Here is a 20,517-nt window from a genome sequence, read left to right as displayed (position 1 = left end):
GATGTCCGAGACCGACAACGAAGACCGCACCGAAGCCCCATCAGAAAAGCGATTGCGGGAAGCCCGTGAGCGCGGAGATGTGCCGCGCTCCAAGGAACTCGCGAACGTGGCGGTGCTGGGCTGCGCGACGCTGGCGCTGAAGATCACCGGTCCGCACATCGGCGCGGCTTCGCGCGACTGGATGCGCAACGCGCTGCAGTTCGATCCGAGCCTGATCAACGATCCGAATCGCCTGCCGGTATACGCCGCGAAGACAGGTGCGGCCCTGCTGATGCAGGTGTCGCCCCTGATCCTCGCCGCGCTCGCCGGTTGCTTCGTCGCACCGGCGTTGATGAGCGGCCTGCGCTTTTCCGGCGCCGCGTTCAAGGCCGACCTCACCCGCCTGAATCCGATGGCGGGCCTGTCGCGCATGTACGGCAAGGAGTCGCTCACCGAACTCGGGCGCGCGCTGCTGCGCCTGCTGCTGATCGGCGGCATCGCGGCGATCGTCATCAAGGGTTCGATGTCGCGGCTGATGGACATGCCGAAGCAGTCGCTCGAAATGGCCGTCGCCAACGGCGTCGACACCGTGCTCGGCCTGTTCCTGGCGCTGATCATCGCGCTCGCGGCACTGGCCGCGATCGACGTGCCCTACCAGCGCTTCGCCTGGCGCGCCAAGCTCAAGATGACCAAGCAGGAACTTCGCGACGAAGCGAAGGAATCCGACGGCAACCCGGAAGTGAAGGCGCGCATGCGCCACGCGGCGCGCGAGATGGCGAACCGCCGCATGATGGATGCGGTGCCGACGGCCGACGTGATCATCACCAACCCGACGCACTACGCCGTCGCGTTGAAGTACGAAGCCGGCGGCATGCGCGCACCGAAGGTCGTCGCCAAGGGCGTGGACGAAATGGCGCTGCGCATCCGCGAACTCGCGGGCCAGCACAAGGTGTCGCTGGTCGAAGCGCCGCCGCTCGCGCGTGCGCTGTATCGCCAGTGCAAGGTCGACGAGGAAATTCCGGTGAAGCTCTACGCCGCGGTGGCGCAGGTGCTCACCTACATCTTCCAGTTGCGCAAGTGGCACCCGTCGCGCGGGCCGATGCCGCAGCTGGTGCAGGTCGACGTGGGCGCCGATGGTGCGCCGGATCCGGTCGGAGATAACGCATGAGTCGCGCTGCTGGAATCATGCAGGCGTTGAAAGGTGGCGCCGGTGCACCGCTGGTGGTGCTGGGCATGCTGGCGATGGTGACGGTGCCGCTGTCGCCGATCGTGCTGGACGCCTTCTTCACCATCAACATCGCGCTGTCGCTGGTGGTGCTGTTGGCGGTCGTCTACGTCAAGCGTCCGCTCGAGTTCTCGATCTTCCCCAGCGTGCTGCTGATGGTGACGCTGCTGCGCCTCGCGCTGAACGTCGCGTCGACGCGCGTGGTGCTGCTGCACGGCCACGAAGGCGAAGCCGCCGCGGGCCACGTCATCGAATCGTTCGGCCAGTTCGTGATCGGCGGCAGCTACGCCGTCGGCCTGGTCGTGTTCGCGATCCTCACCATCATCAACTTCGTCGTCGTGACGAAGGGCGCGGGCCGCATTTCCGAAGTGTCGGCGCGCTTCATCCTCGACGCGATGCCCGGCAAGCAGATGGCGATCGACGCCGACCTCAACGCCGGCCTGCTCACGCGCGAGGAAGCGAAGGCGCGTCGCGAGGACGTGCGTAACGAGGCCGACTTCTACGGCTCGATGGATGGTGCCGGCAAGTTCGTGCGCGGCGACGCCGTCGCCGGCCTGCTCATCCTCGGCATCAATCTCGTCGGCGGCATGCTGATCGGCATCCTGCAGCACGGCCTGGGTTTCGGTCAGGCCGCGAGCACGTATTCGCTTCTGGCGATCGGCGACGGCCTGGTCGCGCAGTTGCCGGCGCTGCTGGTGTCCACTGCGACGGCCATGCTCGTCACGCGTGCGACCACCGAGCAGGAAATGGGCGACACGGTGAAGAAGCAGGTGTTCGGTCACCATCGCGCGCTCACCGTTTCCGCGGCCATCCTCGGTCTCGTCGGTCTCGTGCCGGGCATGCCGATGTTCTTCCTGATCGCGGCCGCCGGCATGGGCTACGTCGCATGGCGCATGAACAAGAACGCGAAGCAGGCCGAGGTCGCGCCGCCGGTTGAAGACGCACTCGGCAATGCGCCGGCGCCGTCCCCGAATGCGGAACTCACCTGGGACGAACTGCGCCCGGTCGAGCCGCTGCAGCTGGAGGTCGGCTATCGCCTGATTCCGCTGGTGGACAAGACGCAGGGTGGCGAACTGCTCGCGCGCCTCAAGGGCGTGCGTCGCAAGCTCACGCAGGACCTCGGCTTCCTGATTCCCGCGGTGCACGTGCGCGACAACCTCGAACTCGCGCCGAACGCGTACCGGATCATGGTGCACGGTGTGCCGGTCGCGAATGGCGAGCTGCAACCCGATCGCGAAATGGCGCTCGACCCGGGCCGCGTGTTCGGACAGCTCGAAGGCATTCCCACGCGCGATCCCGCGTTCGGGCTCGACGCGGTGTGGATCGCGCCGACGCAGCGCGCGCATGCCGAGTCGCTGGGCTACACGGTCGTCGATCCCGCGACCGTCGTTGCGACGCATCTCTCGCACCTCGTGCGCGAGAAGGCGTCGGAACTGCTGGGTCACGACGAAGTGCAGCAGCTGCTGGCGAACGTCGCCAAGCAGTCGCCGAAGCTCGTCGAGGAATTGACGCCGAAACTGCTGCCGCTCTCGACCATCGTGCGCGTGCTGCAGTCGCTGCTGCTCGAGAAGGTGCCGTTGCGGCAGATGCGGCAGATCGTGGAAGCGCTGCTGGAGCACGGCGCGATGACGCAGGATCCCGCGCAGCTGGTCGGCGTCGTCCGCACCGCGCTCGGCCGCTTCATCGTGCAGGAACTCAACGGACTCAACGCGGAGTTGCCGGTGTTCACGCTGGCGCCGCAACTCGAGCGCGTGCTGCAGGATTCGGTGAGCGGCCAGGGCGCCGCGCTGGAACCCGGCCTGGCCGAGCGCCTGCATCAGAACCTCAGCGACTGTGTCAGTCGTCAGGAGGGCAAAGGCGAGCCGGCCGTGCTGTTGGTGCCGTCGACCATCCGCACGTCGATCGCCCGGCTGGTTCGCCACAGCGTCCCGCAGCTCGCGGTGCTGGCGTATGGCGAGGTACCGGAAGACAAGCGTCTCCGGCTGGTCGGTTCCATCGGCTGAGCAGTGCGCGCTTACGCGGCACCGCCGCGTGGGCGTCGCCGTTCCGCGGCGGGCGGGAATTCGAACAGGCGCGGAAGTCGGCGGCACGACCGCCGATGAGCCACCCCGTCACATAGGACTCCCGACGCTGGGCTGACGGGCAGAGACGTCGCGTCACGAACGCTGGCGGCGACCGTCCGATTCCGCGAGCACCCGCACGGCGACGATCCCTTGCCGCGGCGCGCAGTCAGCGAGGCAGCCGCCCCTTGCGCCCGAAAACCGCAACCCACGTCGCACAAATCGTCTGCGACTGCCGCTCAAGTCCGACGCTTTCCCGTCGTAGCCCTCTGGCACGGCCATTGCACATCTCCTCACGTCAGCCACCGGCCACACGTTTCGAGACCGACGCAATGAGAATCAAGCGTTTCGTAGCCCCCGACATGCGCACCGCGCTCAAGATGGTGCGCGAGGAGCACGGCCCCGACGCCGTCATCCTGTCGAACAAGCCGGTGCACGGTGGCATCGAGATCGTCGCCGCTACCGATTACGACGAGGCGCTGGTGCAGCAGGCGCTGCGCAACGCCGCCGAGGAACCGGAGCGTCCGGCTACCGCGCTCGACGCGCTGCCCGCCTTCGCCACGGCGTCCCTGCCGACCCGCGCGCTCGAAGCGGTCGCCGCCGCGCCGGCCGAGCCGAAATCAATCTCCCGCGCCGACGCGATGATCGCCGCGCTCGCCGGCAACACGCCGCAGGCTGCGGCCACGCGCAGCGCCCTGGCCGAGCGCGCGCGCACGGCGATGGCCGACGCCGAAAAGCCGGCGCCCGCACTGTCGGCCTTCCTGCGCAAGTCGACGCCCGCCGTCGAAGCCGCACCGCTGCCGAAGCCCGAGCACGTCGAAGCCCCCCGCGCCGGCGACGACTTCCGCGCCCTGCTCCGTCGCCTCACCGACGAAGAGGAAGCGACCGCCACCTTCAGTGCGCGCGCCACCGAGATGGCGCAGGCCGAAGCCGAATACGTGCAGACGCGCGCCCAGGCGCACGTCGAAGCCGCCGCATCGCTCGACGACGTGATCGAAGTGCCGGTCGCCGCCGTCGAAACGGCGGCACCGATCGACGCCGAGATCGTCGAGATCCCGGCGCCCGTCGCCGCGACGCCGGCCCCGGCCGTCGAGCCGGTCGCGGTCGTCACGCCGATCATCGAAACCATCGCGACCTCCGAGCCGACCTTCGCCGAACTCGTCACCACCGCACCGGTTGCCGTGCCCCGCCAACCGCAAAACTTTGTCGACGCGTTCGATCCACTCGCCGAGATGGCCGCGGTGCAGGCGCCGGCTCCGGTCGTCGCCGCTGCGCCGCAGCGGATCGTCACTGTCGCTGCGCCGCCGACGCTGCAGCTCGTCGTCAACCAGTCCGAAGATCCGACCATCGTCGCGATGCGCAACGAGCTCGCCTCGATGCGCCAGATGATCGAGCGCCAGATGGGCCAGTTCGGCCTCGAGCGCCTGCGCGGTTCGCCGGCGCGTGCGCTCGCGTTCGAAACACTGCAGGCCTACGGCATCGACGACACGCTCGCGCAGACCATCGCGTCGCGCATCGATCCCAAGCTCGAGCCGGCGAAGGTCAAGGCGCCGCTGCTCGCCGAACTCGCGCGCATGCTCACCATTTCGCGTTCGGAACCGCTCGAAGACGGCGGCGTGTTCGCGCTGATCGGCCCGACCGGCGCCGGCAAGACGACGACGCTCGCCAAGCTCGCCGCACGTTTCGCGCAGCGCCATCGCGCCCGCGACGTCGCGCTCGTCACCACCGATGTCGAACGTCCGGGTGCGCGCGAGCAGTTGCACGCGCTCGGTCGCAAGCTCGGCATCACCGTCTGCGAAGCGGAAGGCCCCGAAGGCCTGACCGACGCGCTCGACCAGCTCGTCGACTACCCGCTCGTGCTCGTCGACACCGCGGGCTACGCGGCGCGCGACAAGGCGCTGCTCGGCCAGGTCACCTGGCTGCGCGCGACGCGCAACCTGCGCTCGCTGCTCGTGCTGCCGGCCAACCTGCAGCAGCAGGACATGTCGGAAGCGGTCCGCCGCTACCGCATGGCCGCGCCGGAAGCCGTCGTGCTGACCAAGCTCGATGAAACCGGTCGCCTCGGCGGTGCGGTGTCCGTCGCGATCAAGCATGGTCTGTCCCTTGCATATACGACGGCAGGCCAGCAGGTGCCGGCCGACCTCGAAGCCGCGGATGCCTCGCGACTCGTGCTCCAGATCGAAAAACTCCGTCGCGCCGCCGACAACCCGCTCGCCACCGAGGAACGCCATGTCGTCGCCTGATCCCATCGCCGCCACGCGCATGGCCTCCGCCAACGATCCCGCCGGTCCGGTCCGCGTTATCGCGGTCGCGAGTGGCAAGGGCGGCGTCGGCAAGACGTCGGTGAGCGTCAACCTCGCGATGTCGCTCCAGAACTCGGGTCAGCGCGTGTTGCTGCTCGACACCGACCTCGGTCTCGCCAACGTCGACGTGATGCTCGGCCTGTCGCCCCGCTTCACGCTGAGCGACGTGTTCGCCGGCCGCTGCGAACTCGCCGACACGCTGATCGAAGGTCCGAACGGCCTGCTCGTGGTGCCCGCCGCCAGCGGCAAGCGCCACATGACCGAACTCACGCCCGCGCAGCACATCGGCCTGGTGCACGCGTTCTCGCAGCTCGACATGCCGATCGACGTGATGGTGGTCGACAACGCCGCCGGCATCGCCGACAGCGTGCTGACGTTCTGCCAGGCCGCGCAGGATGTGGTGGTCGTCGTCTGCGACGAACCCGCATCGGTCACCGATGCCTACGCGCTGATCAAGGTGCTGTCGCGCGAGCGCGGTGTCACCCGCGTGCAGGTGCTGGCCAACCAGGTCGGTCATCCGAGCGAAGGCCGCCAGCTGTACGACAAGCTCGAACGCGTGACGTCGAAGTTCCTCGACGTGACGATGAACTACCTCGGCGCGATTCCGCGCGACGAATGGCTGCGACGCGCGATCCAGCGCCAGGAAGCGGTGGTCGACGCGTTCCCCGCCGCGCCCTCGGCGATGGCCTTCCGCGAAATCGCCAAGCGCGCCGAGAAGTGGCAGACGCCGGCGGGCCCGCGCGGCCACGTCGAATTCTTCATGGAACGCCTGATTCCGACGGCGCGGAGCGCGACCGCATGAGCATGACCGCCACTGCAGTGAAGGCCAACGCCTACAAGCAGACCCGCAGCGCGAGCGACGGGTTCGACGCCAACGCCATTGTCGTGCGCCACGGTGAACTCGTGCGCCGCATCGCGCACCACCTCGCGGCGCGACTGCCGGCGAGCGTGGAAGTCGACGATCTGATCCAGGCCGGCATGCTCGGCCTGATCGAGGCCGCCAAGAACTTCCAGGCCGACCAGGGTGCCGCGTTCGAGACCTACGCCTCGATCCGTATCCGCGGCTCGATGATCGACGAGATCCGTCGCGGCGACTGGGTGCCCCGCAGCGTGCATCGCCGCTATCGCGACGTGGTCGCGGCGACGCGCCAGGTCGAACAGGCGAACGGTCGCGCGGCGAATTCGGCGGAGATCGCCGAAGTGCTCGGCGTGTCGGTCGACGACTACCACCACATGCTCGAAGACGCCTCGCGCGGCCAGCTGCTCTCGCTGGACGAGCAGATGGAAGACTTCGACGGCGAACCGCGCCTCGCGGCCAGCTGCAACGTCACCCCGGCGCGCGAACTCGAGCACACCGTGTTCCGCCAGGCGCTCGGCGAGGCGATCGGCAACCTGCCCGAGCGCGAGCAGCTGGTGCTGTCGCTCTACTACGAGCAGGAGATGAACCTGCGCGAGATCGGCGCGGTGCTCGGCATCAGCGAATCGCGCGTCTGCCAGATCCACGGCCAGGCGATGCTGCGCCTGCGCGGTCGCCTCGGCGACTGGCGTGATACGGCGTCGGAGCACGTCGACGCGTAAGCGCTGTGCGGGCCGGCGTCGACGTCCGGCCGCCGCGGTGTGATGCGCTTCGCAGTTGCGCGAGCGCACCCCCTTCGGACTGCGAAGCGCTGCAGCGCCCCGCCCCTCAAAGTCGGCGCGGCGCGATTCAAGAACTTCCCCCACGAGCCGATAGCTCCCCAAGGACCGCCCGGAACCCGTCCATGGACAAGAACATCAAGATTTTGATCGTCGACGATTTCTCGACGATGCGCCGTATCGTCAAGAACCTGCTCAACGACCTCGGCTTTTTCGACACCACCGAAGCCGAAGACGGCAACAGCGCGCTCGTCGAGTTGCGCAAGGCCAAGTTCGACCTCGTGATCACTGACTGGAACATGCCGGGCATGCCGGGCATCGACCTGCTCAAGCACATCCGCGCCGACGCCGCGCTGCAGAAGATCCCGGTGCTCATGGTCACCGCGGAAGCCAAGCGCGAGCAGATCATCGAAGCCGCGCAGGCGGGCGTGAACGGTTACGTCATCAAGCCGTTCACCGCCGGTGCGCTGCAGGACAAGCTGGCGAAGATCTTCGAGCGCATCGAGGCCGCGGCATGAACGCCGCGGTCGCGGTCGTTTCGCCCGAGCGCGACGCCATCGTCGAAACGCTGCAGTCGGCGCTACGCGCGATCGAGAGCGGTGACGATGCGGCCTGCCGCGCTGCCATCGATGGTCTCGTTTCGTGGCGCACGCAGCCGCTGGTGCAGGGCATCGTGCGTCTCGCGCGTGAACTCGCCGTCGCCCTTGGCGACGACGGTCGGGGCGCCGGCGCGGCATCGCTGCCCGACGCCTGCGCGCGTCTCGAGCACGTCGTGCAGCTCACAGAATCCTCGAGCATGCGCACGCTCGACCTGATCGACGAATGCGGCCGCCTGCTCAACGCGCTGCCCGAGCCGCAAACCGACGACCAGCGCACCGCGCTCGCCGGCCTGCGTTCGCGCTTCTCCGAGATGTCGATCGCTCAGGGGTATCAGGACCTCACGGGGCAGATCATTCTGCGCGTGGTCGAACTCGTTCGCGCGGTGCACGTCGGTCTCGGCGACATCGTCGGCACACATGAGCCACTGCATCTCAACACCAATCGCGGCCACGGCCCCGCCGTGACGGGCATCGACCCGTCGCCCGCGACGCAGGACAACGCCGACGAGCTGCTGTCGTCGCTCGGCCTGTAACGCACGGAACCTGACGGTATGAGCGCAACCGAAGGCATGACCGAGATCTGCGCGGACTTCCTCGTCGAAGCCCGCGAGATCGTCGATCAGCTCGGCGAACAGATGGTGGTCCTCGAGCGTTCGCCCGAGGATCGCGACGCGCTCAACACCGTCTTCCGCGGCTTCCACACCATCAAGGGCGGCGCGGGCTTCCTCGACTTCCCGCCGATGGTGACGCTGTGCCACGCCGTCGAGGATCGCCTCGATGTCGCGCGCAACGGTTCGCAGCCGCTCGATGCGTTCGCCTTCGACGGCGCGCAGCAGGCGATCGACCTGCTCGCCGACATGCTCGAATGCGTCGGCCAGGGCCGCGCGCTGCCGGACGTTCCGCAGGGACTGATCGACAGCATGCATGTCGATGGACGCGGCCACGCTGCCGCGGCTGCAACGGTCATCGCCGCGAGTGATCTGCCCGACAATCTCGACGATCTCGACTTCGATTCACTGCTCGATGCGTTCCATGGCAAGGGGGCGCTTCCCGGCGCCGTGGAGGTGTCCGAAGCACCGCCACCGGCAGCGGTCGCCCCTGCGCCCTCTCCTGCCCAGATCGCGCGTCCCGAACCCGTTGCGGGCGGTCGTCGCAGCCCGGCGGCGAACGATGCCGGCGAGACCACAGTGCGCGTCGACGTGCGCCGTCTCGACGCGATGGTCAACCTCGTCGGCGAACTCGTGCTGGCGCGCAATCGCCTGAAGACGATCCGCCCGCGCCTTCGCGACGAAGACCTCGATCGCGCCGTCACCGCGCTCGACGCCGCGACATCGCGCCTGCAGTCGGCGGTCATGATGGCGCGCATGCAGCCGGTCGGCCGCGTGTTCTCGCGCTTCCCGAAACTGGCGCGTGATGTGGCGCGTCAGGTGAAGAAGTCGGTCGAACTCGAAGTCATCGGTGCGGAAACCGAACTCGATCGCAACCTCGTCGAAGCCCTGTCCGATCCGCTGGTGCACCTGGTGCGCAACGCGATCGACCACGGCATCGAAGCGCCGGACGTGCGTCGCGCCGCGGGCAAGAACGAACAGGGCAACGTGCGTCTTTCCGCGCAGCAGGAAGGCGATCACGTGATGATCGAAGTGCGCGACGACGGCGCCGGCATCGATCCCGACAAGATCCGCGAAAGCGCGATCCGCAAGGGCCTGATCGACGCCGAAGCCGCTGCACGCCTCAGCGCCGACGAATGCCTGCAGCTGATCTTCCTGCCGGGCTTCTCGACCAAGGCGGAAGTCAGCGATCTTTCCGGTCGCGGCGTCGGCATGGACGTCGTGCAGAGCAAGATCCGCGAACTCGCCGGCACCGTGCAGATCCAGTCCGAGATTGGTCGCGGCACGCGCATGGCGATCAAGGTGCCGCTGACGCTCGCCATCCTGCCGACGCTGCTCGTCGAGATCGACGGCGACGTCTACGCGCTCCCGCTGGTGCGCGTGGTCGAAGTGCTCGCGCACACCGGCGGCAACGCCATGTGGATCGACGGCCAGAGCGTGCTCGACCTGCGTGAACAACCGACGCCGGTACTCGACCTGCGCACCTGGCTGGGCCTCGACCCATCCGAAAAGGGCGCTGCGACCGGCGTGGTCCTGCAGGCCGGCGAACAGCGCTTCGTGCTGCTCGTCGACCGCGTGCGCGGCCGCGAGGAAGTCGTCATCAAGGCCCTGCCCCGCACGCTGCGCGGCCTCGCCGGCTACGCGGGCGCAAGCCTCATCGGCGACGGCCGCATGGCGTTGATCCTCGACGTCGATTCACTGCACGACACCGGCGTGCGCACGCGGCGCGCAGTCGTAAACGGCTGATCGCCGCGACCGCGTGATCGAAAGAGAGCCCGCGCATTCGCGGGCTTTTTCGTTGGCGGTCGACAGTGCAATTCCGCCAGTAACTTCGCGTCGTCGTCGACGCCTTCATTCGCAACTGCGGCGCTTGCGGGTCTCGAGCGAATTTGCGTTCTCGTCGAGCGTCTGCACGTGGGTCAACCGTGCGACCTCGGCTAGGCCCCCTCCTCGTCCGTCTGCGTCATCGCCGCAATACTCGGAGGACGAGTAACGCAGATGCATGCCGCTGCCTTCATCAGGCTGGCTGCGCCGCGCGCAGCGGGCCACCGCTCGGACTCGGCCGCTGCGCCGGATGTGCGATTTCGGCACGCGCGAGCAGCTCAGCCGCTGGCGGTTTGGATGCGGAAGGCGCATGTTGTCGATGCGCACAAACGCGCCTCCCCGCTGCAGATTGGCCAAGCCAGGGAGCCGCTGCGGTTGCGCCCCGCCTGCCGCGAAGCGGCAAGGAGACTCCGATGTCGGATTCGACCGTCGATCGCGACCCGCAGACAGCTGTCGAGATGCTGATCGTCGCCTGTCCGACCGATGCATCGCTGAACCGCGTTCCGCGCGCCAGTCTCGACCGCCACCCGAAATGCGGGAGGTGCCACAGCCCGCTCTTCGCGGGCAAAGTCGTCGAGCTCAACGGCGCGAACTTCGAATCGCACGCGCTCAAGAGCGACCTGCCCATCGTGATCGACTTCTGGGCGGCGTGGTGCGGTCCGTGCCGGATGATGACGCCCAATTTCGAGATGGCGGCGGCACGGCTTGAGCCGCGCGTGCGGCTCGGCAAACTCGATACCGAGGCGGAACCTGCCATTGCCGGGCGCTACGGCATTCGCGGCATTCCGAGCATGGTGATGCTCAGGAAAGGGCGCGAGGTCGCCCGCACCTCGGGGGCGATGCCGACGTCGGCGATCATCGACTGGGTCGAGAAGGCGCTTTAGAGGGCTGCCTTGACGAACGTCAATGCCGGGCCGGGCAGTTGAGTACATGGTGGCCGTCTCGCAGGCGAGGTGCGCCATGGCGACCATTCACAGGTTGGAGAAGTTGTTCCGCCGAGCGGGCGGTCTCGATCTCGACAAGACTGACGTTCGACGACTCGAGGAGTTTGTCCGTCACAAGGTCGTGGATCTTGTCGTACGCGGGGAAGCCAACGCCAAGGCCAATGACCGCGACGTGGTCGAGCCCTGGGATCTGCCGATCACCAAGGGGCTCCAGGAGACGATCCACCGTTTCCGGCTGATGAACGCCGAGCTGCAGCTCACGGAGTACCTGGGCGGGCTGATCCAATTGCCGCCGAGCGACCTGTCCATCGGAGACGAAACGGAGGCGAGTTTTCCCGACATCGCCGGAGCGTTATGCGTCGCGCTTGCAGAGTCTTTCAAGGTCATCGACGAGGATCTCAAGAATCCGGCGACCGAGGAGTGGGAACGGGCGTATCGCCTGTTCGACCTGCTGCTTTAGCGGCCGTCACGCCTGGCGGACGATGTGCGCCAGCCGCAGGACGCGCGTGGATGGGCGAGCCAGCCGTCCGCATGCGCGGTCATCGACGCGAAGCTCGGATGCGTGGACAGGCCGACCGCGGAATGGCGCAGAAGCATCGTGAGATGTCGCGCGGAGCTTCGGCGAGTTCGGAGCGTTGATGTACAGCGCCGCGGACGTGATGAGGCTTGCATCAACGAGAAGCAGCACGACGCCGCCGACCGCATGGACGGCGCCCGAGATGCCCTGGACCCAGATGCCTGCGGGGAACAGCGACGCCATGTTTTTTCGCGTCGAAGGTTCTCGGTCACGCGTCGAGCACAGTGGCGTCAGCATCGCCTACGGGTGGGCCGCAGCCGTCGACACCGATTGGCAATCGGCATGGTTCAGGCCGTTGCCATGATTCGACAGGACGACGGCACGACAACATGGCATCGCCTTCGCGATCCACTCACGGGCCGATAGCAGCACGTGCGCGAATTTCGCGAGCGAACGCCGAAGCATTACTGCAGCCGGCGCACAGCGGGAGGGTTGCCATGAAGCTTCGCGATCTCGCGCTCGGTCTCGTGCTGTCCATGACGTCCACTGCCGCAGTCGCGGGCGGCGGGCCGTTCGGCATCGACCACAAGGTTCCGTACGACGACTCGGGCCTCTGGGACCGCAGTTATCAGAAGAAGTTGGCGATGGGCGCTGCACTCACGGTGGTCGGCGGCGCGTTCGTCGCCGACCGCGACTCGCGCATCGGACGCACGTTCGCGCAGAGCCTGGATGCAATGGTTCTGACCGCCGGCACGACGACGGTCATGAAATACGCCTTCAGCCGGGAACGCCCAAGCGAGACCGACGACCCGAATGCGTTCTTCAGCGGCCACGGTCACCAGAGCTTTCCCAGCGGCGAAGTCGCCGAGATATCGACGGTCGTCACGCCCTTCATCGCGGAGTACGGGCATGACCATCCCGCCGTGTACGCACTCGCCGCACTACCCGTCTACGACACCATTGCGCGAGTCAAAGTCCACGGGCATTGGCAGAGCGATGTACTGGTCGGTGCCGGCGTTGGAGTGGCGTGGGGAACCTGGGCGCACCGGCGGCAGTCACCGCTGATCATGAGCGTGATGCCCGGGCACGGCGTGATGGTCGGATATGTCAAACCGATCTAAAGTCCCGCGCACTTGGGCGGTCGTCGTTGCCACCACCCCAAGTCGCCCGTCCCGTGCAGAAGCCGAAGTGCGCCGCTGATCGGTCGTTCCGTCGAGCGAATGCGCAAACAGGAAGGGCGCCGCAGTCGCCGGCGCCCATGGAAAGCCGACTGCTGCGGGATCAGTGATGCGAAGTTTCCTTCGCCTCGGCCTGTTTCTCGTCTTGTTCCTGTTTGGGCGTTTCGGTCGTGACGCTGACGATCTTCCCGGAGTGCGCATCAACGAGCACTTCAGTGATACCCGCATGACCGGCGCGCGCAATGTCGAAGGACCACACCTTGCGGTGCTTTTCCGTCTCGAGTTCGGCGCTTCGGATCTTTCCGTCGTGCACGCGTCCGAGTGCAAAGTGTTCCGCGCGCGACTTCGATATGAGCGCAGGTGTCGAGTGCGTGGTCGCCGCGGCGACGCCGCTCGTCAGCAGCGCGACCACGGCGGCCAGAATCTGTACGGATCTCAACGTCATCGGTTCGCTCCCAGTGTGAGCGGGCACGATGACCGCTGCTCAGGAAACACCGCATCAAGCGGGCCTCAGCCTCCCGTTAGCGTGTGGTCGCGATTAAGGTGAACCGGCCGCGAGCGGCGCCACCACGACAATCCGGAAGCTTCCCGGCAGCATGGGAGGGCGCGCGTGTTCGTCACCCGCCGGCTTCGGCCCGAATGAGGCAGCGGGCAGGTAGGCACGGTGCGTTGCCGGATCCAGCGCGATGGTGCGGGCGCTTTGCGCCGTCGTTACGGTTTGAGCGACTTCGTAACGGTCGGGAGCGAGCTCCTGGATCACGGTGAGCGTGCCACTGCGCCCGTTCGGAACGAGGATGCGGCCAAGCGCTGCGTCGAAGACCAGGCCGTCGGGGCCATCGCCGATCGGAATCCGCGCAACGGCGTGACCGTCGTGAGCATCGGTGACCGCCATCTGGCCGTTGGCGCACGCCGAAAAAAGGCGGGCGTGCGTCACGTCCATCGCGAGGCCGGTCGGCTCCTCACAATCCGGCAGCGCCCAGATGTGCGCGATTTTTGACGTGGACGTGTCGATGTCGACGACCTCGCCGCGGCTCTCCAGATTGACGTACACGTGACCTCTGCCATCGCTGGCGGCGAGCTCGGGATTGCCGGCCAATGCGATCGTGGCGACTTCCCGGCCCGCGACCGGGTCGAGCACCGAAGCGCTATTGCTGTGCGCATTGAATGCGAAGAGGTGCTTGCTCGCGGTGTCGTAGATGACGGCGTCGGGGGACGCGCCGGACACGGCGATCGAGCGCACCTGCGCCAGCGAGGCGAGATCGAATTCCGTGACGCGATTGGCCGAGCCGTCGGTCGCGAACCCGCGACCGAGCGACGGAACGATGGCGATGCCATGCACGCCGGGCGTATCCGCGACTTCACCGGTCATGGCGCCCGTGGTCGTGTCGAACACCTGGACTCGGTTGCTTCGGCTGACATAGAGGCGGTGTGCGCCCGAATCGACATCCAGGAGATCCCAGCGACCATCGCCGGATACCGCCCACGTGGCGGTCACACCCAACGCGTCGTTGCGTGCGGCGGACGTGGCGCAGCCACCGAGGGCGATGATGCAAGCGAGGGCCAAGGCGCGATGCATGGGAGCTCCTGAAAGAATGCGTGGATGGGAAGTCGACGAGCGCCCGATGTCCCGATTGCTTCGCTCGGGCTCAGCGTTCTAGGGCAGCGCCGCGTGTCGCTGGATGCGAAATAGCACTCGCCCCTGAAGCGGCGTGCCGAGGGGACGGGCGTCGAAGTGCGTCGCACGCAGGTGCGCCAGCACTGCGGGGAAATGCGCCTCGGGCGTCAACCAGATTCCATCCAGCGCGTCGCGGGTGGCAAGTTCACGGTCCATCGTCTCGTCAACATCCGGACTCGGGTGATTGGCCGGGGCATGTAGCGCGACGCTCTCGACCTCTACACCCAGATGGAGTCGGAGCCCGTAGCGTGGAACGTCATCGACGAAGACGACCTGGCTCACCGGGCCATCCAGACGCTGCTGGATCTGACTCGCCAGCGCGCGCGCGTCCTGTTTCGACGGAATGAAGCCGCCCGCCGCGCGGATGGCGAACAACACGACGCACCAGGCGATCAGGAGGCGCGTGGGAAAGGCGCGGCCGCCGTTCGCATACGTCCGCACGACGAGCAGCGCGATCGGCGCCATGATCGGCAGCACGTACAAGGGCAAACGCGATCGCGCAATGCAGAACACGATGAGCGGCAGCAGGATCCACGTCGCGAGGAACACCACCACGTCGTCGCGGACGCGTCGACCGTCCCGCATTTCGCCACGGAATTCGGCGCGGGCCGTCCGCAGCGATCTCAGCAATGGGAGGAGCCAGGGGGAGGTGCCGACAACAAGCGCGGGGCCGTACACCACGGCCCACCCGTACCACTCGCCATGGCGCCCGAAGTCGTTGCTGGCAACCCGACCGACGACCTCCTGGGTGAGGAGGTAGTGCAACAGCCCGGGTGACGTGGCGACAACGGCGATGAACCACGGAAATGCGACCAGTGCGAAGACTGCCATCCCGGATGCCGACAGGATCCGTCGCGGCTGCGGCACCAAGAACTCGGTGGCGATGATGGCCAGCGCGGGCAGCAGCCCGGGCGGACCCTTCGTCAGGAACGCGAGCCCGAACGCCGCGTACATGAGGAGCAGCCACCGCTGACGTCCGTCGCCCCACCGGCGTTCGACGTAGCCCCACATGGCGAGGCTCTCGCACGCGGTGAGCACCATATCCGTCGTGACGAGCTGCGAGGCCACGGCGGGCAGCAACAAGGTGCCGAAGACGAGTGCCGGTCGCGGCCCCTGCCCCGGAACCAGACGCCGTCCGATGCGCGCAACTGCAAACGCACTGATGAGGTACGCCAGTGCGGGCGCCAGGCGCGCCGCCCATGTCGAGACGCCCAGCATGCTGAAACCGGTCGCAATGGCCCAATAGGCGAGAGGCGGCTTGGTCCAGTGCGCCACCTCGAAGCTGCGATGCGGTACCAGCCAATCGCCGCGGGCCAGCATGTTCAACGCGACGTTCGTGTAGCGGCCTTCGTCCGGATCCCACAAGCCGCGGCTGCCCAGGAACGCGAGCGCAAGGACGACGAGCACCGCCGCGACCGCGGCAGTGTGTCGCGTCCAGTCGTACCTAGCGGATGATTTGGACGCCGACATAAAACACCGTTGCCGCGGCCTCCCGGCCTCCGTACTGTCGCCCTACCGACCCGAGAAAGTCCACGCCATCGGCGATCGGGTGGCGATTGCCCAGGTTGAACGTCGTGCGCGCTCCAGCATGGTCGACACGCGTCGAGTTGATCTCGGCGAGGCACTCCCCGCCCCAGCAGTCGTGTCCAGCAAAAACGCCGGCCTGCCACGCATCGGGTTCGCTCGTGATGAAGTGACGCGAAACCTCGAGGCCCGCATTGAACGCCCCGAAGGGGCGAGCGAGCTGTACCGGCACGACCCATTCGGGGTGCTCCGACGCGAGGCCGCGCCGCCGCGCGGCGGCAGACCAGCTGCGGGTGTACAGCGGCTGGATCGCCAGCGACATGCCCGACGTTTCGGCGTCCATGAAGCGATAGCGCACGCCGAACTCGACGTCGCCCAGGCCGCTCCGCCATCCGTTCCCGTCACGCTCGTGCGCCCACGCCGCGTGCATCGACAGCTGGACGCGTTCGCCGACACCGCGATTGAGATCGAGATCCGGCGCGTCCAGCCCCAGCACACCGGCTCCGCTGATCCCCGTGGCCGCCAGGTTGATCTCCCACACGCCCGGTCCGGGCGTGTCGGGATCGTTCGTGATGAGCGGAGGCCCGGCTTCGGCCTGTGCCGCGACGGCGGACAGGAGCAGTGCCACCGCGATTCGCGTCGCACGCGCCATGTCAGTGCGATCGGGTCGCCGGTCGTTGCGGGAACAGCGCGATGCACAGGCCGATCGCAACCAGAAGCGCGATCGAGCCGGTATAGCGACTGAGCTCCAGCCCGCCCTTGGCGACGGGCTTGTCGAGGAAGTCACCGACGACCGCGCCGAGCGGTCGCGTCAACACGAACGCCGCCCAGAAGAGCGCGGTGCGCGAAATCTTCGTGGCGAAGTACAAGATCGCCACCAGCGTGAGCAATCCACCGAAGATCGCGATGCCGCCCACGTAGCCGAGACCCTGGGTGTCGGCGACCCAGTCACCGAGCGCTGTGCCGAGGGTCTGCGAGAACGTGATCGTCAGCCAGTAGAACAGTTCGCTGCGAGCGTCGCGAACGCTGTCGACAGCGATGGTGCCCGTGGTGCGATACCAGGTGAACAGCGAGGCGAGCAGGAGCGCGAGGAGCAGCGTCGAACCGCCCGTGTAGCCGATGCCCAGCGAGCGATCGGCGAAATCCGCGAGTGTGGTGCCCACCGTGGTGCTGGCGACGATCGTCGTCCAGTACATCCACGGGTTGAAGTCGCGCGCGCGGATCTGCAGCGCAACCGCGATCGCGAAAATGGCGGCGAACAGCGCGGTGCCGACCAGATAGCCGGAATGCAGGATGCCGACCGCGGCGTTGGGCGTGGTTTCGCCCAGCCACGACATGGTGACCGCGTCACCGCCGATTTCACCGAGCGTCGTGGCGAGGATCTTGATGATCCAGAAGCCGAAGGTGATGGCGGGAACTTTGCTGAGGGTGTCGCGCAGATCAGTCGAGTTCATACGGGGTCGTGGGAAGCCAAATGGGTTAGACGGAGCGGGGCTTTCGGGTGCGCACTGCAACCAACGCCAGCGCGCCGTTGACGCCCGCGGCGACGAGAAGGCCGGCACATGCAGCGGCGACGACGTCCGTCGGCCAATGCACGCCGAGCACAAGACGGGACAACCCGACGAGCGCTACCCATGTCGTGCCTGCAACCAGGGCCGCAATGCGTCCCCGCGGCCACTGGCGAGCGATCCAAAGGCAAAGCGATGTCGCGAGCGCCGCGGAGATCAGGGTGTGACCACTCGGAAAGCTCGAGCCCCAGAACCACTGCGTCGACCAGAGATCGGGGCGCGGGCGCGCGACGGCGGTCTTGGCGAAGTAGATGACGAGGCCCGCGAGCGCGGTCGTCAACGCGACTTGCAGCGCCTCGAACCGCTGCTTACGCCACAGGGCGACCACGACAAGGAGCGAAGCGACCGGCACGACGACACGCGAGGAGCCGGTCCACGTCAGGGCATTGAAGAAGCCGAGCGCGCCAGCGGGAACGCGCCCGTGTATCCATTCGAGGATGGCGCGATCGATCGCCGTGCTTTCCTGGCCGAGAACTTCCTCGAGCACCTGCGTGAGTACGGCAATCGAGGCGATCACCAGCAGGATCAGGAACCAGCCATGCCGGAACCCTCGCGCCCAACGAACGTGACGTTGGCTGAAGAGGGACACCGCCGCGAACGAGCCGATCACGATGGCGCTCAGCTCGGCGCCTTCCTCCACAAAGTTATGCAGCATTGCCGCGCCCGCACGTCGAAACGTGAACCTGATGTGCCGGGCCGCCTCCGGGCGGGACGTCGACGATGACTTGCACGCATGATCCACTGACGATGGAGCCGCAAGTCTCGCCAGCAGAACGTAAGGGGCGCTGAGGCGAATCTCAGGCGGCCGTTAACCGCGCGCGCGAAGTACCTTTTGCCGGGACGCGCACGGATTCAAACGGCGGAGTCCACCCACGTGACATGAGCGCGACCCGGCTTGGCATCGATTCGCCATCCGTGAGCGCCGGCGAGTCGGCCCACCAGCCCGCCGCCCACCGCCCGATCGCTCCTGACCGGCCCACGCGGCCGGCGCGCATTGGACGTACCGAGCTCGCCCACCGTCGATAGCGAGAGGCCTTCCGGCTCGATCGAGACGTTGAGCGTCCCGGATGCGCCCGGCGGCACGATGTCGCGTGCGATGGCCCGCAACAGCAGGGCGGCTTCGTGCCGTGAAACGGTCCATGTAACGGTCGCCGGGCCCGCGACTTCGATGTGGAGGTCGGGGGCGAATCGCGACAGCGCGGACGTAACGACGCCCCGCGTCCAGTCGACCGCCTCGATCGCCTCGGGCTCGTCGTGCTTGCCACGCGCCAGTCTCAGCAGCACGTCGAGGAGATCGATCAGGTCGCCAATGCCACGATCGAGCCGATCGAGCCGCGGCGTGAGTTCTGAAAATCCCACCGCATCCTCGCGAAGGAGTTCCGCCGCGCCCTGCACGACCGCGACCGGCGTTCGCAACTCGTGGCTCGCGTCCGCAAAGAAAGCCTTCTGCTGCTCCCGAACATCGACCAATCGTCCCTGGTAGCGATCAATCGCTTCGGCCAGCCGCCCCAGATCATCCGGACTCGCCGACGCCGCGAGCTGCGTGGCAACGGCGGTGGTGGGCAGTCGGTCGACCGCAGCGGCCAAGGCGGACACGGGAGCGAGCGCGCGTCGCGCCAGGAGCCAACCCAGCCAGCCGGATATCAGCGTGCCCAGAGCCACAATGGTCGCCAGCGCGAGATTGAGATGCTGTTCCAGCGTTTCGATGTCGCCCAGGTTGATGACGAAGAACATGCGGCCTGCGGGCATGTCGAACACGCCGACGTGCACGCCGTCCTGCAGCGGATCCTCGTGGACACCCAACCCGAAGTTGGCGTAGCGAACGGGCGGATGGCCGAGGTATCCGCTAAGCCGATGCGTCTGCGGCAGCTGCGCGGGCAATCCGTTGGACAGACGTAGGCTGTAGTCCTCCGCCTGGCCACGCAGGATCTCGCTTGCGAGCAACTGTTCGTAGTCTTCGGTAATGAAGACGGTGCTGAGGGCAAAGGACAGGCTGAGCATGAAGCCCAGCAGCATGAAGGCGAGTGTGACCCGCCTCCGCAGTGGCAATGGTTGAGTCGTCATGGACAACAGATTCGGTACCCGATGCCGCGTATCGATTGCAGAAGCTGCGTGGAGAACGGTCGATCGATGAGGCCGCGAAGCTCGTAGATCTGTGTATGCAGTGCCGCGACGTCGCCGTCTCCATTCGGCCACGCCGCCTGGAGCAAGCGCGTGTGCGTGGAGATCTTCGGCGCGTCCTCGAGAAGTACGGAGAGCAACAGGCCTTGCAGGCGCGTCAGCGGAATGCGCCGCTCCTCACGCAGGGCCACCATTTCGGACGGGTCGTAGGCCAACGGTCCGCATTCGAGGAGCGGCCCGCCGAGGCGCGGATGACGGGCGCGATGCAACGCGCGCAGGCGCGCCTCCAGCTCGCGCAGCTCGAACGGCTTGACCATGTAGTCGTCCGCGCCCTCCGCAAAGCCGCGCAGCTTGTCTTCGAGCGTGTCGCGGGCGGTCAGCATGAGGATCGGCGTGCCACGCCCGGCTTCGCGCAGGCGACGACACAGTTCCAGGCCGTCCATGCGCGGCAGGCCGAGGTCGAGCACGATGACGTCGAAATCGTCGTGCATCGCGCGCTGCAGCCCACTCGCGCCGTCTGCACGATGGTCGACCTTGTAACCGCGCCGTTCCAGGAAATCCCAGATGTTGGCGGCGATATCGTGCTGATCCTCGACCAGCAGCACACGCAGCCCGGCCGCTGTGGGGAAAGGAGTCGATGCCATCGCCGAAGCCTGCCACACGAGCGCGACGACGATCCACGCGAACGCGGGCGCCGTACCTTCATGAGCGCGTCTTAACGGCGAGTTGAGATTGGCCTGAGCGGTTTTTACGAACC

At 67.2% G+C, this 20,517-nt stretch carries 21 protein-coding genes; 11 read left to right on the top strand and 10 right to left on the bottom strand.

Annotated elements, in window-relative coordinates; all coding sequences use genetic code 11:
- Window position 1 precedes the first annotated feature (1 nt).
- From flhB to DWG18_RS02125, 8 genes are all read left to right on the top strand, one after another.
- Window positions 2-1,147, top strand: a complete 1,146-nt coding sequence (flhB, locus tag DWG18_RS02160; RefSeq protein WP_115644977.1) for a flagellar biosynthesis protein FlhB — start codon at window positions 2-4, stop codon at window positions 1,145-1,147.
- A complete protein-coding gene (gene flhA, locus DWG18_RS02155; RefSeq protein WP_240318576.1) occupies window positions 1,144-3,207 on the top strand; it encodes a flagellar biosynthesis protein FlhA in 2,064 nt (687 codons plus the stop codon). Before flhB ends, flhA begins: the two co-directional genes overlap by 4 nt.
- A 389-nt stretch (window positions 3,208-3,596) precedes the next feature.
- Entirely contained in the window at window positions 3,597-5,507 is a 1,911-nt protein-coding gene (locus tag DWG18_RS02150; RefSeq protein ID WP_115644973.1) for an AAA family ATPase, read from the top strand.
- Window positions 5,494-6,369: a MinD/ParA family protein gene (locus tag DWG18_RS02145; RefSeq protein ID WP_115644971.1), complete on the top strand. Its 876-nt coding sequence runs from the start codon at window positions 5,494-5,496 to the stop codon at window positions 6,367-6,369. The genes DWG18_RS02150 and DWG18_RS02145 overlap by 14 nt, the downstream gene beginning before the upstream one ends.
- 2 nt (window positions 6,370-6,371) lie before the next feature.
- Entirely contained in the window at window positions 6,372-7,145 is a 774-nt protein-coding gene (locus DWG18_RS02140; RefSeq protein WP_115644969.1) for an RNA polymerase sigma factor FliA, read from the top strand.
- A 182-nt stretch (window positions 7,146-7,327) separates the two neighbouring features.
- Window positions 7,328-7,720 (top strand): chemotaxis response regulator CheY, encoded by a 393-nt coding sequence (gene cheY / locus DWG18_RS02135; protein ID WP_115644967.1) that lies wholly within the window; start codon window positions 7,328-7,330, stop codon window positions 7,718-7,720.
- Window positions 7,717-8,334 (top strand): protein phosphatase CheZ, encoded by a 618-nt coding sequence (locus tag DWG18_RS02130; protein WP_115644965.1) that lies wholly within the window; start codon window positions 7,717-7,719, stop codon window positions 8,332-8,334. Before cheY ends, DWG18_RS02130 begins: the two co-directional genes overlap by 4 nt.
- An 18-nt stretch (window positions 8,335-8,352) precedes the next feature.
- Window positions 8,353-10,155 carry a chemotaxis protein CheA gene (locus tag DWG18_RS02125; protein ID WP_240318575.1) on the top strand — a complete coding sequence of 601 codons (1,803 nt, stop codon included), beginning with the start codon at window positions 8,353-8,355 and terminating at the stop codon, window positions 10,153-10,155.
- Between the two features lie 105 nt (window positions 10,156-10,260).
- Here the strand turns inward: DWG18_RS02125 and DWG18_RS15100 are convergent, their stop codons facing one another.
- The gene (locus tag DWG18_RS15100) at window positions 10,261-10,590 is read right to left on the bottom strand and encodes a hypothetical protein (RefSeq protein WP_162823654.1); all 330 of its coding nucleotides are present in this window, start codon (window positions 10,588-10,590) and stop codon (window positions 10,261-10,263) included.
- A gap of 101 nt (window positions 10,591-10,691) precedes the next feature.
- Between DWG18_RS15100 and trxC the strand changes: the two genes are divergently transcribed.
- Together trxC and DWG18_RS02115 are read left to right on the top strand one after the other, a co-directional pair.
- A complete protein-coding gene (trxC, locus tag DWG18_RS02120) occupies window positions 10,692-11,117 on the top strand; it encodes a thioredoxin TrxC (RefSeq protein ID WP_115647991.1) in 426 nt (141 codons plus the stop codon).
- Window positions 11,118-11,193: 76 nt separating this feature from the next.
- The gene (locus tag DWG18_RS02115; RefSeq protein ID WP_115647990.1) at window positions 11,194-11,637 is read left to right on the top strand and encodes a DUF1931 family protein; all 444 of its coding nucleotides are present in this window, start codon (window positions 11,194-11,196) and stop codon (window positions 11,635-11,637) included.
- Between the two features lie 6 nt (window positions 11,638-11,643).
- On the opposite strand, the gene DWG18_RS02110 is transcribed toward DWG18_RS02115, so the two are convergent.
- On the bottom strand, window positions 11,644-11,937 hold the full coding sequence (locus tag DWG18_RS02110; RefSeq protein ID WP_115644963.1) for a hypothetical protein: 294 nt from the start codon (window positions 11,935-11,937) through the stop codon (window positions 11,644-11,646).
- A gap of 146 nt (window positions 11,938-12,083) precedes the next feature.
- Between DWG18_RS02110 and DWG18_RS02105 the strand changes: the two genes are divergently transcribed.
- Window positions 12,084-12,815, top strand: a complete 732-nt coding sequence (locus tag DWG18_RS02105) for a phosphatase PAP2 family protein (RefSeq protein WP_240318574.1) — start codon at window positions 12,084-12,086, stop codon at window positions 12,813-12,815.
- A gap of 160 nt (window positions 12,816-12,975) precedes the next feature.
- Here the strand turns inward: DWG18_RS02105 and DWG18_RS02100 are convergent, their stop codons facing one another.
- From DWG18_RS02100 to DWG18_RS02065, 8 genes are all read right to left on the bottom strand, one after another.
- Complete coding sequence (locus DWG18_RS02100; protein WP_162823653.1) at window positions 12,976-13,284, bottom strand: PepSY domain-containing protein; 309 nt, start codon at window positions 13,282-13,284, stop codon at window positions 12,976-12,978.
- 126 nt (window positions 13,285-13,410) lie between these two features.
- Window positions 13,411-14,448: a YncE family protein gene (locus DWG18_RS02095; protein ID WP_115644957.1), complete on the bottom strand. Its 1,038-nt coding sequence runs from the start codon at window positions 14,446-14,448 to the stop codon at window positions 13,411-13,413.
- Window positions 14,449-14,526: 78 nt separating this feature from the next.
- Window positions 14,527-15,954 carry a glycosyltransferase family 39 protein gene (locus DWG18_RS02090; RefSeq protein ID WP_162823652.1) on the bottom strand — a complete coding sequence of 476 codons (1,428 nt, stop codon included), beginning with the start codon at window positions 15,952-15,954 and terminating at the stop codon, window positions 14,527-14,529.
- Window positions 15,955-15,991: 37 nt separating this feature from the next.
- Entirely contained in the window at window positions 15,992-16,723 is a 732-nt protein-coding gene (locus DWG18_RS02085) for a hypothetical protein (protein WP_115644953.1), read from the bottom strand.
- Between the two features lies 1 nt (window position 16,724).
- Window positions 16,725-17,525 (bottom strand): hypothetical protein, encoded by an 801-nt coding sequence (locus DWG18_RS02080; RefSeq protein WP_115644951.1) that lies wholly within the window; start codon window positions 17,523-17,525, stop codon window positions 16,725-16,727.
- A gap of 25 nt (window positions 17,526-17,550) precedes the next feature.
- Window positions 17,551-18,279, bottom strand: coding sequence for a phosphatase PAP2 family protein (locus DWG18_RS02075; RefSeq protein ID WP_162823651.1), 729 nt, complete (start codon window positions 18,277-18,279; stop codon window positions 17,551-17,553).
- Between the two features lie 212 nt (window positions 18,280-18,491).
- On the bottom strand, window positions 18,492-19,655 hold the full coding sequence (locus DWG18_RS02070; protein WP_162823650.1) for a histidine kinase dimerization/phospho-acceptor domain-containing protein: 1,164 nt from the start codon (window positions 19,653-19,655) through the stop codon (window positions 18,492-18,494).
- A gap of 44 nt (window positions 19,656-19,699) precedes the next feature.
- Entirely contained in the window at window positions 19,700-20,404 is a 705-nt protein-coding gene (locus DWG18_RS02065; protein WP_115644945.1) for a response regulator transcription factor, read from the bottom strand.
- Window positions 20,405-20,517 lie beyond the last annotated feature (113 nt).

It is taken from the genome of Lysobacter sp. TY2-98 (assembly GCF_003367355.1).
Lineage (GTDB): Bacteria > Pseudomonadota > Gammaproteobacteria > Xanthomonadales > Xanthomonadaceae > Cognatilysobacter.
Note: the sequence above shows the minus strand (reverse complement) of the source record. Positions and strands in the feature narration are given on the sequence as shown.